This is a genomic window from Mycobacterium venezuelense (assembly GCF_054919535.1).
Genome location: NZ_JBONDW010000021.1, coordinates 77,847 through 91,952, shown reverse-complemented (window position 1 = coordinate 91,952; position 14,106 = coordinate 77,847). Strand labels below are relative to the sequence as shown.

The 14,106-nt window shown below is 65.3% G+C and carries 14 protein-coding genes; 4 read left to right on the top strand and 10 right to left on the bottom strand.

The genetic code is table 11. The features are described from left to right. Positions 1–2: 2 nt before the first annotated feature. Positions 3–1,136 carry a hypothetical protein gene (locus tag ACRCUN_RS28000; RefSeq protein WP_462144881.1) on the bottom strand — a complete coding sequence of 378 codons (1,134 nt, stop codon included), beginning with the start codon at positions 1,134–1,136 and terminating at the stop codon, positions 3–5. 9 nt (positions 1,137–1,145) lie between these two features. Next, on the bottom strand, positions 1,146–2,057 hold the full coding sequence (locus tag ACRCUN_RS27995; RefSeq protein WP_462144880.1) for a nitrilase family protein: 912 nt from the start codon (positions 2,055–2,057) through the stop codon (positions 1,146–1,148). Positions 2,058–2,223: 166 nt separating this feature from the next. Between ACRCUN_RS27995 and ACRCUN_RS27990 the strand changes: the two genes are divergently transcribed. Together ACRCUN_RS27990 and ACRCUN_RS27985 are read left to right on the top strand one after the other, a co-directional pair. Beyond that, positions 2,224–3,240: a LacI family DNA-binding transcriptional regulator gene (locus tag ACRCUN_RS27990; RefSeq protein ID WP_462144879.1), complete on the top strand. Its 1,017-nt coding sequence runs from the start codon at positions 2,224–2,226 to the stop codon at positions 3,238–3,240. Between the two features lie 55 nt (positions 3,241–3,295). Beyond that, positions 3,296–4,312 (top strand): Rv2578c family radical SAM protein, encoded by a 1,017-nt coding sequence (locus ACRCUN_RS27985; RefSeq protein WP_462144925.1) that lies wholly within the window; start codon positions 3,296–3,298, stop codon positions 4,310–4,312. Between the two features lie 6 nt (positions 4,313–4,318). Here ACRCUN_RS27985 and ACRCUN_RS27980 read toward each other — a convergent pair whose 3' ends face one another. The 4 genes from ACRCUN_RS27980 to ACRCUN_RS27965 all read right to left on the bottom strand — a co-directional run bounded on the left by ACRCUN_RS27980 (position 4,319) and on the right by ACRCUN_RS27965 (position 8,749). Further along, positions 4,319–5,584, bottom strand: a complete 1,266-nt coding sequence (locus tag ACRCUN_RS27980) for an acyl-CoA dehydrogenase family protein (RefSeq protein WP_462144878.1) — start codon at positions 5,582–5,584, stop codon at positions 4,319–4,321. Next, a complete protein-coding gene (locus tag ACRCUN_RS27975) occupies positions 5,581–6,738 on the bottom strand; it encodes an acyl-CoA dehydrogenase family protein (protein ID WP_462144877.1) in 1,158 nt (385 codons plus the stop codon). The genes ACRCUN_RS27980 and ACRCUN_RS27975 overlap by 4 nt, the downstream gene beginning before the upstream one ends. Before the next feature lie 34 nt (positions 6,739–6,772). After that, positions 6,773–8,002 carry an amidohydrolase family protein gene (locus ACRCUN_RS27970; RefSeq protein ID WP_462144876.1) on the bottom strand — a complete coding sequence of 410 codons (1,230 nt, stop codon included), beginning with the start codon at positions 8,000–8,002 and terminating at the stop codon, positions 6,773–6,775. Positions 8,003–8,122: 120 nt separating this feature from the next. Beyond that, the gene (locus ACRCUN_RS27965; protein WP_462144875.1) at positions 8,123–8,749 is read right to left on the bottom strand and encodes a TetR/AcrR family transcriptional regulator; all 627 of its coding nucleotides are present in this window, start codon (positions 8,747–8,749) and stop codon (positions 8,123–8,125) included. A 110-nt stretch (positions 8,750–8,859) separates the two neighbouring features. Between ACRCUN_RS27965 and ACRCUN_RS27960 the strand changes: the two genes are divergently transcribed. Further along, positions 8,860–9,705: an LLM class flavin-dependent oxidoreductase gene (locus ACRCUN_RS27960; protein WP_462144874.1), complete on the top strand. Its 846-nt coding sequence runs from the start codon at positions 8,860–8,862 to the stop codon at positions 9,703–9,705. A gap of 16 nt (positions 9,706–9,721) precedes the next feature. Then, a complete protein-coding gene (locus ACRCUN_RS27955; protein ID WP_462144873.1) occupies positions 9,722–10,618 on the top strand; it encodes an acyl-CoA thioesterase in 897 nt (298 codons plus the stop codon). A 16-nt stretch (positions 10,619–10,634) separates the two neighbouring features. On the opposite strand, the gene ACRCUN_RS27950 is transcribed toward ACRCUN_RS27955, so the two are convergent. From ACRCUN_RS27950 to ACRCUN_RS27935, 4 genes are read right to left on the bottom strand one after another with little or no spacing between them, the layout of a single operon-like run. Continuing rightward, positions 10,635–11,462, bottom strand: a complete 828-nt coding sequence (locus ACRCUN_RS27950; protein WP_462144872.1) for a mycofactocin-coupled SDR family oxidoreductase — start codon at positions 11,460–11,462, stop codon at positions 10,635–10,637. Then, positions 11,459–13,024 carry a flavin-containing monooxygenase gene (locus ACRCUN_RS27945; RefSeq protein WP_462144871.1) on the bottom strand — a complete coding sequence of 522 codons (1,566 nt, stop codon included), beginning with the start codon at positions 13,022–13,024 and terminating at the stop codon, positions 11,459–11,461. The genes ACRCUN_RS27950 and ACRCUN_RS27945 overlap by 4 nt, the downstream gene beginning before the upstream one ends. Beyond that, positions 13,021–13,608: a TetR/AcrR family transcriptional regulator gene (locus tag ACRCUN_RS27940; RefSeq protein ID WP_462144870.1), complete on the bottom strand. Its 588-nt coding sequence runs from the start codon at positions 13,606–13,608 to the stop codon at positions 13,021–13,023. The genes ACRCUN_RS27945 and ACRCUN_RS27940 overlap by 4 nt, the downstream gene beginning before the upstream one ends. Before the next feature lie 32 nt (positions 13,609–13,640). Beyond that, the gene (locus ACRCUN_RS27935) at positions 13,641–14,102 is read right to left on the bottom strand and encodes an SRPBCC family protein (protein WP_462144869.1); all 462 of its coding nucleotides are present in this window, start codon (positions 14,100–14,102) and stop codon (positions 13,641–13,643) included. Positions 14,103–14,106 lie beyond the last annotated feature (4 nt).

The window sequence follows — 14,106 nt, the reverse complement described above, 5'->3', positions numbered from 1 at the left end:
TGTCAGATTCCTGGAAGTAGTTGCAGCGGCGGGATGATCACGGAGGTGGCGATCGCCATGGCCGCGACATTTCCGATGAAGGGATGGAAATGTTCTGGTAACCGGGCGGAGATCGCAGCCGCCAGCGGTGGGCTCAACAATGCGCCCAGCACCGCCCCGGCGATTACGGAGACCGCTGTGCCCCCGTAGGCCAGGACACACGCCGGGGCGACCGACACGACGGGCACGAACGTGGGGTAGAAGGGTTTTCGGGCCCATTGCCCGCGCCACACCGTCACGGCGACGATCGCGGTGATCACCTGAGCGGCCAGGATCTGCGGAAGCAGACCGGATCCGTAGGCCACCACGGCGGGGTTCAGTACGTAGGCGAGGACGACGCCTGCGATCAATCCGAAGCTCGCCCATTCACTGCCGAAGAACTGCGCCTCGGAGAAGTCGGCCAACCCGCGGCGCAAAAGCCAACCCGCACCGCGCCTTTCCGTACCGACGGCCGCCACGATCGGGCGATCGGGCGTGCGCTGTAGGTGCAAGGGCTCGGGTAACCACGGCAGGTGCCGGCACACCGTGAAGGCGATCGCGGCACCCACGGCCATGCCGCCGGTGATTCCGACAACCGGTGCGAGCCCGATTCCCGAGCAGAGGTCGGCGCCCAACACGGACAGCGGAGGCGTGATCAGGCCACCGAGCACGCCCCCGGTCAGCACGGTTTTGGCATCGGCACCGAACATCAGCACCACGGTGGGCGATACCGAGACGAACGGGACGAACAGCGGTTGCCATGTGCCCTCGGACAGGGTCCAGCCCCACGCCAGATTGCTGATGGCAACTCCGAGCAGCGAACTCGCGAGCGTCGCGACCCACAGTCCGGATCCGCAGGCTTGGGCGAATCCCTGGCATGGGCGCCGTTTCACCTGCAGCCGGTGTGCGACGACACCTCCGGCGAGCAGGCCAACGCCCGCCAGCGCGCTTCCGTAGAAGTTGGGTTCACTTGCCGCGGCGGCGATCATGTCGAGCATCGGTGCGACGACGTGCAGGCTGCCCGTCCAGAGCAGGGCGGCGAACAGGCAGATGGCGGCGACGAGTGGCCACAGCGGCAGGGCGGCACTCTGGGGACGCGTTGACGGTGCGGTTGCCATGTCGGTGCCTCAGCGGGGAAGTGCCGTGCCGCCGCGGTATCCAAGCAGTTGGTCGTAGAGATCGGTGCGGCGGTCGCGGTGGAGATCGTTGAACTGATTCCAGATCGGGGCGCCACGCGACGCGGTGATGTCGATGTCGGCGTAGAGGATGGTGTCCTCGTCCGGTCCGGCGATGCGGTCGATGGGCCATCCGTTGGTCCCGGCGATGAGCGAGTTGCCCATGAACCCGGATGTGCGTTCGGTGCCGATCCGGTCCGCAGTCGCGATGAAGACGTTGTTGACATGTGCGGCGGTCATGGTGAGGTATGCGGCCATGCAAGTTCCGCTCGCGTCATACAGGGGAGGCGGGGTCCACACCCAACCGGTCGGGATGCAGATGATGTCGGCGCCTTGTTGCGCGACGATGCGCGCTGTTTCGGGGAACCAGATGTCCCAGCACACCAGCAGGCCGATCCGGCCGATCTTGGTGTGAAACACCGGATAGCCGAGATTGCCGGGGGAGAAGAACAATTTCTCCTCGTTCCACAGGTGGGTCTTGCGGTACTTCCCGACGAACCCGTCGGGTCCCACGAGAACCGCGGTGTCGAACAGCTCGACTCCGTCGAGTTCGGGCAGGCAGCCCACGATGTAGACGTCGTGTGCTGCCGCGAAGTCGATCCAGCCGGTCACAGTCGCGCCCGACGGCACCGGCTCGGCGTGGGCGTACGCCTCGTCCCGGGATTCGAAGGTGTAGCCGGTGGTCGCCAGCTCCGGCAGGACGATGAGATTGGCGCCTTCAGCAACTGCTGCATGGAGGCGCTCGTACACCGCCTCAGAGTTCGCCTTGAGGTTCTCGACGCCGACCTGAGGATTGAACTGCACGACCGCGACCCGCGCGGGGCTGTGCCGATGAGTCTCGTGCGATACGTCCTGATCTGCCATGACGGTCCTTTTCTGTCGGAGAGGTGGTCGATGTAGAGCCGTGCGACACGTCCGACCCGATTTGCCCGAACGTTCGGGCCGAACGTTCGGGCTATACTGCTCCCCAACTCGCACCGCTGTCAAGGGTCGGTGTGGCGGAGGGCACACAGCAAACAGGGAAGTGGAAGTGGTCAAGTCGAAACAGGCGACATTGCAGTCGATAGCGGACGATCTGGGCCTGCATGTGTCGACCGTCGCCCGCGTGCTCAACGGCATGCGGCAGGGCGAACGTGCGGCCTCGGGCGCCACCGCCGAACGAATCCGCAAGCGGGCCGCGGAAGTCAACTACCGGCCGAATCCGCATGCCGCGAGCTTGCGCACCCGCCGTACCAACCTCATCGGCGTACTCGTGCCGCGGCTGAGCGACGTCGTGCTGGCCACCGTCTACGAGGGCATCGAATCCGCCGCGTCCGCAAGGGGGCTGACGGCATTCGTGGCAAACACGCAAGATGAGCCGGCCGATCAACGCAAGCGGATCGAGATGATGCTCGACCGCCGGGTCGACGGGTTGATCCTCGGCGACGCCCGCGCGGACGACCACACCGTTCTCGAAGAGCTCACACAGCGCGAAGTGCCGTTCGTGTTGGTCAACCGAAGCGTGGCCGGCTATCCGGCGGCCACGTGCGACAACTATCTGGGCGGGCGGCTGGCGGCCGAGCACTTGCTGGAGCTCGGGCACCGTCGCGTCGGAGTGATCGCGGGCCTCGCGCACGCCAGCACCGGTATCGACCGGCCCGCCGGATTCGTCGACCGGTACCGCGAGGCGGGTATCGAGGTCTCCGTCGACAACATCGTGTTCTCGGGACTCGACAGTCACGGCGGCCACTACGCCGCCGACCGCCTGCTCGACGGGCCGACGCCGCCCACGGCACTGTTCGCGGTCAACGATTTCGCGGCCATCGGCGCGGCGGGGGCCATTCGCAACCATGGGCTGCGGGTCGGCGCCGACGTATCGTTGATCGGATTCAACAACATCGCGCTCGCCGCCGAGTTGCATGTCCCGCTCACCTCGATCGAGTCGCATGCTTTCGACATGGGCCGCGATGCGGTGCAACTGCTGACCGAGGCGCTATCCGGTCAAAACCCGGACCAGCTCCGTACGAAACCGGTTCTGGTGGCGCGGGAGTCGACCCAAGCGGCCTGAGACACACGCGCAAGCGCATCTTGACATTCCCATCGAACGAATGTTCGATGAGAATGTGCGGTGGGATCGACAGGCCGTCAAGGTTGACGACGGAGCGCTGCCCGGCCTGCAACGGGTCGGATTCGTGCGCAGCGTCCGATCACCGCAGTTCGACGGCATCACGTTCCATGAGGTGCTGTGCAAATCGGCGCTCAACAAGGTGCCCGCGGCGTCCGCGTTGCCGTTCCGTTTCACGGTCAACGGCTACCGCGGCTGCAGCCATGCCTGCCGCTACTGCTTTGCGCGGCCGACCCACGAGTACCTCGATCTGGATTGCGGCACGGATTTCGACTCCCAGATCGTCGTGAAGACCAATGTCGCCGACGTCCTGCGCCGCGAGTTGCGCCGGCCGTCGTGGACCCATGAAACGGTGGCCCTTGGCACGAACACCGATCCCTATCAGCGGGCTGAGGGCCGATATGCGCTGATGCCCGGAATCATTGGCGCGCTGGCGGATTCGTACACGCCCTTCTCGATCTTGACGAAGGGCACGCTGCTGCGCCGCGATCTCGGGCTGATTTCCGAGGCCTCGCGCCGCGTCGACGTCAGCATCGCGGTGTCACTGGCAATCGGTGACGCCGACCTACACCACGACGTCGAGCCGGGTACGCCGACACCCCAGGCCCGCCTTGGCCTGATCACGGCGATCCGCGACGCCGGTCTGGACTGCCACGTGATGGTGGCGCCGGTGCTTCCGTATCTCACCGACTCGGCCGATCAGCTCGACGCCTTGCTCGGCCGGATCGCGGCCGCCGGAGCCACGGGCGTGACGGTATTCGGACTGCACCTGCGCGGCTCGACCCGCGGCTGGTTCATGTCGTGGCTCGCGCGCTCGCATCCCGAACTGACGTGGCGTTACCGCGAGTTGTACCGGCGCGGCGCCTATCTGCCTGCCGAGTACCGCGACGCTCTGCGCGCACGAGTGCAACCGCTGATCCGCGCACACGGATTGGCGGCCGGTCCTCGTGCAGTGGCGCCTGCCACGGCTGGCGACGACTGCGCTGCGGCGCCTGTGCAGCAGACCTTGTTCTGAGGAAGATCAGCTCTTGTTGCGCTTGACCTGATTGAACGGCACGCCGCGGTCGGCGGCGAATTCCCTTGGGAAGCCCAGGATGCGTTCGCCGATGACATTGCGGGCCATCTCCGAGCTACCGCCGCCCAACGACCCGGTTTGGCGCGACAGGTAACGCACGCCGATGTCGAGCATGCCGGTGAGCTCGTCGCCCTCGTCGATGACACCCGCGGTGCCTGCGATGGTCAACGCGGTGTCGACCTCGAGTTCGGTGGTCTCGGCGTGGAACAGCCGGATCAATGTGCCCGCATTCGGCGGCAGCGAACCGTTTCCGATGGCGGCGCCCACATGTTCGATGAGCTGCTTCTTGACGATTCGCCGCACCAGTGCGCGTCCGGCGAGATCATGCACCCGGGCGTCGTCGCCCTGACCGGTGGCCTCGGCAATACCGATGTGATCGGGCGGCATCTCGTTGGCGTTCTCGGCGCCGGTGCCGCTGGCGAACTCCGAGCCGCCGCCGACGGCGCGGCGTTCGTGGTGGAGCTGGCGCGAAGCCACCGTCCATCCGTCATTGACCTCGCCCACCACGGCGTCCGCGGGCAGCGCGAGGCCGTCGAAGAACTCCTCGCAGAATTCCTCGTTTCCGTTGACTTCCTTGATGCGCCGCATCGTGATGCCCGGTGCGTTGAGTGGCACCAGGAACATCGTCAGACCCTCGTGTTTGGGGACCGTCCAATCCGTGCGGGCCAGCATCAACCCGTAATCCCCGGCGAACGCACTGGTGCTCCACGTCTTGGCGCCGTTGATCACCCAGGTGCCGTCGTCGCGGCGGTCGGCGCGGGTGATCACCCCGGCCAGGTCCGAGCCGCCGTTCGGTTCGCTCAGCAGCTGCACGAGGATCTCGTCGCCACGAATCGCGGCCGAGATGCGTTCGCGCTTCTGTGCTTCGCTACCCATGTCGAGGATGGTCGCGGCGCAGATCGTGAACGACGGTGTGTTGAGGATCAGTGGCATCTCGTAGCGGACGCACTCATCGTTGAACGCCTTCTGATATGCGTAGTCCAGGCCGAGACCGCCATACTCCCGCGGGAAGCAGATGCCCGCGAAACCGCCTTCGTACAGCCGCTTCTGCAATTCCTTTGCCCGGTCCCAGGACTCGGCCTCGGCGCGCACGGCGAACGGGGGGTTGTCCGGATCGATCGAGGGCATATTGTCGGCCAGCCACTGCCGGGCGCGGCGGGCGAATTCCTCGACAGACTCGGTGGTGGCACTCGTGCTCACGGTCTCGGTCATGCCACAACCTCCTCGACTGCGCGGTTCTTGCGGTTCACCGCGTACACCGCGCGGTGGTGATCCTCGGGCGATCCGAACATCGCGCGGTACAGGGCAACTCGCCGAAGGTAGAGGTGCAGGTCGTGTTCCCAGGTGACGCCGATACCGCCGTGCAACTGGACGCAGTCCTGCAACATCACCGGAGCTCTCTCGGCCACATAGGCTTTCGCGACGCTGACCAGTAGCTCGGAGTCGGGTGAGCGGCGCCCCACCGCGGCGACGGCGCCGGCGGTGGTGGCCCGGCAGGCTTCGAACCACATCTTCATGTCAGCCGCGCGGTGCTTGAGCGCCTGATAGGACGCCAAGGGGCGTCCGAAGCTGTGCCGGTCGAACAACCACTGGTTCGTCATGGTCAGGACCGCGTCGAGGATGCCGACGATCTCGGCACACTGCAGCACGAGAGCGATCTCGCGCTGCCTCTCGATGACCGCGGGCGTTTGGTCGGCGCTGCCCACCACCGCGGCTTCGTCGACCTCGACACCGTCTAATCGCACGCGCGCGTATCGCTTGACCATGTCGACCGACGCCTGTGGGGTCACGGTGACGCCGGGGGAGTCGGCGGGTACGACGAACTGTCTCAATCGACCGTCGCAGACGGCGGGTACGAGCAGCACCCCGCTCCGGTCACCGGCCTCGACCCGGTCCTTGGTGCCGTCGAGGCGGAAGCCGGAGTCCGTGCGGGTCGCAGTGGTGCGGATCGATTGAGTCCGCAAGGCCGAGAATGGTTGGCGCGGTTCGTATGCGGCCCACGACGCGATGAGCTCGCCCGCCACCAAGGCCTCGATCGTGTCCTCATGACCGTCGGGTGCCTCGACCAGCCCGGCGAGCACGACGCTGACCGCGTGCAGGGGCCCCGGCGCCACACTGCGGCCGGACTGCTCGGCAAGCAGCGCGAGATCGGCGACGCCGTCACCCGAGACGCTGCCGCCCCCGAGTTCTTCGGGGACCAGCAGACTGGCCCAACCGAGTTCGGCTGCCCGGCGCCACCATTCGGCGTCGAACGCGATGCCATCGGCGTGCAGCTGGCGCACCCGGCTCAGTGGGACTTCTTTCTCCAGGAACGCCTGCGCCGTCGAGGTGAACAGCATCTGTTCCGGGTTTGCCACGTCTGTCATGTATTCGGCTCAGCCTCTGTGTGGATGGATGTGATCAGGCGATGACGAGGGCCGGGACATCGGGCTTGTAGACCTTCTTGCTCGGCACCTTGAACAGGTCGACCAGGTTGCCGCCCATGATCTTTCGGATGCCTGCATCGTCGAGGCCCTGCGCTTCCAGATCGCCGACGAGGTTGATCGGGTCCGCCAAGCCTTCCGGGTGCGGCCAGTCGGAGCCGAAGATGATGCGGTCGATCCCGCACAGCTCGGCCATCTTCTTGAAGTCGTCCTCCCAGAACGGCGCCACGTACACCCCACGCTTGAACGCCTGGATCGGATCCTCCGGGAACTCCTGCGGCATTTTCGAATACACGTCTTTGAATTGGTAGAACAGGTAAGGCACCCAGGACGCGCCGTTCTCGATGGAGAGTATCCGCAGATCCGGATTGCGGGTGAGCGCGCCGTGGCAGACCAGTGCGGCCATGGTGTCCTCTATCGGGCGCTTACCCATCGCGACCATCCGGAACGCTGTCGGGCGGAACGGCAGGAACTCGTCGGCCGGTTCCCAGTCGTTGAGGTACTGCGCGTATCCACTGTCCGAGGCGTGCATGCAGACCGGGATACCGGCCTTGACGCACGCGTCCCAGAATGGGTCGAACTCCGGTAGGCCGAGCGAACGGGTTCCGCGATAGCCGGGTACCGGGGCCGGCCGGACCAGGACGGTCTTGGCCCCGCGCTCCAGGCACCACTCGAGTTCGGCGAGTGCGCGGTCGACGACGCCCAAGTTGATCACCGGCGTGGAGAAGATGCGGTCCTCGTAGTTGAACTGCCAGGTCTCGTACATCCACTGGTTGAGGGCGTGGATGATGTCGAGGATCAGGTCGGGGTCGTCCTTCAATCGTTCCTCGACGAGGCTGGCCAGCGTCGGGAACATGATCGTGTAGTCCAGGCCCAGACCGTCGAGCACCTCGAGCCGTGCCTGCGGATTGCGGAACGCGGGGATGGCCTTCATCGGCTTGCCCATCACCTCGCGAAAGCTCTTGCCGCCGCCGCCGTGACGGAAGTACTCCTCCTGTGCGCCGGGGCGCGCGACCACCTCGAAGGTCGGGTTGGGAATGTAGTCGCTGATGTGGTTGCGAACGACGATCTTGGTTCGGCCCCGGACGTCGATGTAGTCGATTACGCCTTTGCGGTTGTCGGGAAGGAACTGCGTCAGCGCTTCCTTGGGCTCATAGAAGTGGTTGTCGGCGTCGAACACCGGATAGTCGAGGATGCGTGACGGCACGTTCGCCTCCTGGGAGAGTGCTGTTATCGAATCTGGTAATGACGTTACCACGCTGTGACCAGCGCAGACGAGACCCGGCGATGATTGGCCGCGATTGCGGGAAACCGCAGGTCAGCGCACTCAAGCGGAGCTGGACAAACCCGTGACGCAGAACTCGTAGATGTGGCGGCCTTCGATCGGCGCCCCGTTGAGGGCCACGCCGAGCGACCGCAACCGCATGGCGCCCAGCACCGACTGCATGATCAGGGCGGCGGCTGTCGGCGTCTCCAGGTCGGCGCGGAACGCGCCCGATTCGATGCCGCGCCGCAGAATGTCCTGGAAGAGGTCGTGCAAAGGCGTCAGAACGCGCGCGTACTCGCGCGGCAGGGACTCCGCCAGATGATCGTTGTAGAACGTCAGGCCGCGGTTGATGCTGTCCTGGGTCGTCGACGCCGCCGGGGCGGTGATGCGCTCGATCAGTGCTCGGAGTGCCTCGGGACCAGGCAGGTCGGCGGTTTCGGAGCACCAGCGCTGCGTCGACTCCGCCATGATCTTGTCGATCAGCGCCAGCAGAAGCTCGTCCTTGGTGGAAAAGTGCTGGTAAAACGACCGCAGTGAGGTCTTCGAGCGTTCGACGACTTCCAGCACCGTGAAATCCGTGCGGCCTGTTTCGCCGAGGATCGCCAGGGCCGATCTCATGAATCGGCCGACTCGCTCCTCGGTGTCTGCACGCGCACCACCCGACGGTCGTCCGGCCGGCCTAGCCATTGCGGCACCACCTCCGTCATGCTGCACTGTGGAGAATGACGTTACCGTTTCTGTAGAAGCAATAGGCGGGTTGTGATCACTGTGCTCCGACGACCGAGCGGGTCGGCCCGATGACCGAGTGGTTCTTGTTCCTGCCACAAGTGCGCATGGATATCCCCGATATCGTCGAGCGGGCGCGCGTCGCCGAAGCCGGTGGATTCGACGGCATCGCGTTCATCGACCACCTCGAGCCGCCCGGTGCGACGAATCAAAGCATCTGGGAGGCAATGACCGTCGCGACGTGGATCGCCGCACGCACCGAGCGATTGCGCGTCGGACACCTGGTGTTGTGCGACGCGTTCCGGCATCCGGCAGTGCTGGCCAAGCAAGCCGTCACGTTGTCCGCTGCGTGCGACGGCCGCTTCGAACTCGGGTTGGGTTCGGGTTCCTGGCCACAGGAATTCGAGAAGTTCGGGATCGAGGACGGCGACGACGCCGGGGCGCGGGTGAGCAGGCTCGGAGATGACCTCGCGTTGCTGCGCCAGTACTGGGACGGCGACGGTGCCATCGGTCCGATTCAGCTGCCGCGGCCGGCTGATCGAATTCCATTGGTTCTCGGCGGGACTGGCAAACGAACGATGGAACTCGTGCGGACGTACGCCGACTGGTGGAACATTCCCTCGCACCAGCTCGACCGCCTGCCGCATCTGCTGCCGACGGTGGGCTCGGCGCGGGTGTCGCTGCAGCAGATGGTCGGATTCGTTGGCCGTGGCGCCGATCGCGCTGCGGTCACCGAACGGAGCAACCGGCTGTTCGGCCATCTCGGAAGCGGGCTCGTATGTGGCGACGCGGCCGAGATCACCCAGCATTTCGCCGGGTTGACCACCCAGGGCGTTGAACGTTTCTACGTGTGGTTCGCGGACTTCGCGGCCCCACAGACTCTTTCCGAATTTGCCGAGACCGTGATCAATGCCTGACAGAAAGGGAATTTCGATGACGACCGAATCCGCGGAGGCGCCAGTGGAATCCACGCCGTGGACGCTGCAGATGCTCCTGGAACTGTTCGACGCCGAGCCGGCAGCAGACAACCGCTTCATCGTGCAGACCGGTATCGCCGGAGCCGACGAGCGGCAGGTGGTGGAGGGCACGCAGATTCTGGCCGCGGCCATAGTCGCTGTCGCGAAACGGTTTCCGGAGAAATCGGTGCGCACCGCACACGCCGTGTTCGCCCGTGCCGTCATGGTGGGGCCGCCCGTCGAACTCGACATCGATGTGATCAGCGAGGGCCGGTCCACGGCCACCGCGGTGGTCGCGGCGTCACAGAACGGCAAGCGGTGCATCACCATCACCGTGTTCACCGATGTGCCGTCCGGTGACGTGATCCGCCATCATCTCCCGCGCCCCGATGTCGCAGGCCCCGCCGACTCCAACGTGTCGCCGATGCCGATGACCGGGCGGCAGCTGAGGCTTGTCGACGTCGTCGACGTGAACAGCCCCGACGAGGTCGGACCGCCCGAGCTCTACGCCTGGTTGCACTACGACCCCATCCCGACCCGAGATGATCGTGCCAAGGCGCTGATCGCGTACTTCACGGGCCATCTCGGTATTTCGACGACCATGCGGGCGCATGAAGGCATCGGGACCGCGCAAGCACATCTGACCGTGTCGACGGCGCCCATGACGGTCACCGTAAGCTTCCACGAACCGGTCCGCTGGGACGGCTGGATCCTCTACACCCACGAGAGCACCCAGGTCGGCTCCGGCATGTCGTATGTGCGTGGCGCGGTGCACACCGAGGAGGGTGAGCTCATCGCGTCATTCAGTCAGGATGCGTTGATCCGCCCGTTGCGCACGACCGACACCAACATCTCGGAGCACGCGCGGTTGTAAAGCGGGCTGCCGCCGCTCAGATCTTCAGATAGCCCTTGTCGGCCGGGATCTGGGCGGCGGTCACCAACGACGACGCATCGCCGGCCAGCCACACCACGATGTCGGAGATCGTGTCCGGCGGAGCCAGTGAGTCGGTGGGCAGCGCGCCGGGCGAGAAGCTGTGGATGTAGTTGGGATGGTCGGCGAAAACCTGGTACATCGACACGTCGTTGCCCATCGGGGTGTCGGTGCCGTACGGATGGATGGAATTCACCCGAATCCCGAACTCGCCCAATTCGACTGCCAGCGAGTTGGTCAGGCCGACGACACCGAATTTGCTCGCGCTGTAGTGGCCACAGCCAGGCACGGCCTTGATTCCGGCCGCTGAACTGATGGTGATGATCGACCCGCCATTGCCTGCCTCGATCATCGGCGGCACCACGGCCTGAACGGTGTTGAACACCCCGGTGAGGTTGACGTCGACGATGTCCTGCCACTGCTGAGCCGAGATCTCCCACAGACGACCCCAATTGAGCACACCCGCGTTGGCGACCACGATGTCGAGCCGCCCGAACTGCTCGATGGCGTCGGCCACCACGCGACGCTGCCCCGCGGCATCGCGCACGTCGACCTCAGCGGCGAGAATCTTGCGGCCCTCGTCCTCGACGAGCCGGACGGTCTCGGCCAGGTCGTCCGGACTGGAGGCTGGGTATCCGTTGTGCTCGGCCACCGGCGCGCATGCGTCGATCGCCACGACGTCGGCGCCGGCGCGCGCAAGCCGCACGCAATGCGAGCGGCCCTGCCCGCGGGCCGCGCCGGTCACATAGGCGACCCGGCCTGCCAACGGGGTATCGGATGTGCTCATGCGTGCTGCTCCTCGCGCGCGGGCTCAGACGGTTGGCGGATTCCCGAGAAGCGATAGTCCGACAGCGGGGAGTGGCGGGCGAATCGCCGTGATCCGGTGATGGTCTGCGGCCGGTAGTACGTGGTGTCGTGCTGAGAGTTGACGAAATAGGTGTTCAGGCCGGACGTGGCGGTGTAGTACAGGTGCGCGACGCGCCCGTCTCGATGCATCCGCTGATTCCATGCGTTGAACGCATCCTGGCTGACTTCGACCACGCCTGCACCGCGGTGGCGGGCCTCGTCGATGATGCGTACCGCGTGCGCGGCCATCGTCTCGACATAGTCGGGCCAGGCGAATCCGACGAATCCGAGCGGGCCGACGATCTCCCACCGATTGGGCAACCGCGGATGAGCGGTGCCGGCGTAACTGCGAAGCCCGTGTGCCTGGTAGTAGCGGGTGAGATCGAATCCATTGGGGCCGAGAATGGTTCCCACCCGGTATGTCTCCGGATCGGTCCAGAGCTCGTAACCGGTGGCCAGCACCAACAAGTCGACAGGCCGTTCATCGCCGTCGGTGGTCAGGATGCCCGTTGCAGTGATGCGTTCGATGGGTGAGGTGATCAGATGGGTGTTCGAATTGTTCAGTGCCGGAAGGAATGAACTCGATATCACCGGACGTTTCGCGAGTATGCCATAGTGCGGCACCAGTTTTCGTCGAGTCGACCGATCGTGGACGACACTGCGCAAGAGGAGCCGGTACAGCAGTCGGCACCAACCGTCGTAGAGCGGCATGATCCGCCGCAGCGCCGTCTCCGGGAGCCGGGAGAAGGCGTGCACGATCGGTGCAACGAGGAACACGTCCATGGCAAGCCGGCCCGCGGCGTCGACTGCCCGCAATACCCCGGGCAGTCTCAACGCCCGGCGCATCAACGGGGGAATGTCGAAGTCGATCTTCGGAAGCACCCAAGCCGGGGTGCGCTGGTAGACATCGAGTTCGGCGGCATGCGCAGCCAGCGCGGCGGCGATCTGAACGCCCGACGAACCGGTGCCGATCACCGCGATCCGTTTGCCGCGAGTGTCGTAGGAATCGTCCCAGGCGTTGGGCCGCAGGATGGTGCCGGTGAAGTCGTCGACACCTTCGATGTCGACGTCGGACTTGGCGTTCACGTATCCGCCCACCGAGCTGATGAGGAATCGTGCGGTGACCGGGGACCGGCCGCGGATCCGCAGCCGCCACAGTCCACGTTCCTCGTCCCACTGCTGCTGGGTCACGTCGGCATTGGCGACCAGATGGTCATACAGCCCGAGAGCCGTCGCGGTGTCCTTCAGGTAGCGGTAGATTTCGGGTCCGGGTGCGAACAGCCTGGTCCAATGCGGGTTGGGTGCGAACGACAGCTGGTACCACAGCGTCGGGATGTCGACGGCCAGTCCGGGGTAGTGATTGTCCCGCCAGGTGCCGCCGAAATCGGCTCCGCGTTCGACGATGACGAAGTCGTGTATTCCCTTCTGCCGCAGAAGATATGCGGCGGAGATACCACCGGGACCCGCACCGATGATGGCCACCTCGTAGTGGGCTTCGGTCATGGCCACCCTCTCAGCCCGTCGATGATGTGATCGGACACGAAACGTCTGACCGCGCGTGGGCTGTCCAGGTTAACGCCCATAGGCGGCAACAGTTCGAAGCTGAACAGCAATCGCACGATCCATTCACCGGCCCGGGCGGGAGCCAGGCCGGCATGGACCTCGCCGCGGCCCTGCGCGGCGCGCACCAGTGGTTTCCAGAAGTCGATCGAACGCCGCATCAGGTCGTCGCCGGTGTTGCGCAGCAGGAGCACCAGAATGCTCTCGTTGAAGCCGCGCGGCGACACCGCGTCCGACTGTCGGCGATGGGCACAGATCACCACAGCTGCCGCGGCGACCTGACCGGCCAGGCTGTCCGCACGGCGCACCTGGACCGCGAGCGCACCGAGGAATTCCGACGTCAGGTGTTCGAGCGCGATCTCGATCGCCCTGTCGCGGTTGCCCAACGCGTTGTGCACCGTGCCACGGGATACGCCCGCGGCGTCAGCTACCGCGGTGAGGCTGAATTGTCTTGGCCCGGAATGTCGTAATGTCTGGACGGTGGCGGCCAGAAGTGCGGGGGACAGCCTGCCGCCCGGCTCTCGCATTTGAACACATTAACGATGTGTGTTCAACATGGTCAATACGTGCCGGTTTGCGCGGTGCTGAGGTCGGCAGTGGCGGCGTCGAGTACGTCGTTGAAGACTCGCGTAAGCAGCGGTCGCCCAATCCAGCGTGTCAGCGGTCCGCCGATGAGTGGAAGCTTCACGCGAAACGTAGTCATCCACCTGACGTGGGTACCTGCGGCGACCTCGGTGCAGGTTACTCGGCCGTGTCGGTGCTCAGACGGTGGAAAGCTGCGTTCGACGATGTAGTCGAACGAGTGAGGTGCGTCGTGGGTGGTGATGCGCTCCCGGAACCAGCCGATGACCCATACCAGGATTCGGATCGCACCGACACCGTAGGCGGCATCGCGGCCGGGAACGGCCAACCTTTCGTGCAACACCAGCGGTGAACGCGTGAAGTTGCTTGCAGTGCACAGAAATTCGAATACCACATCCGGTGGTGCGGCGATCGTGCGCTCAACTGTTACGGTTTGCATAACT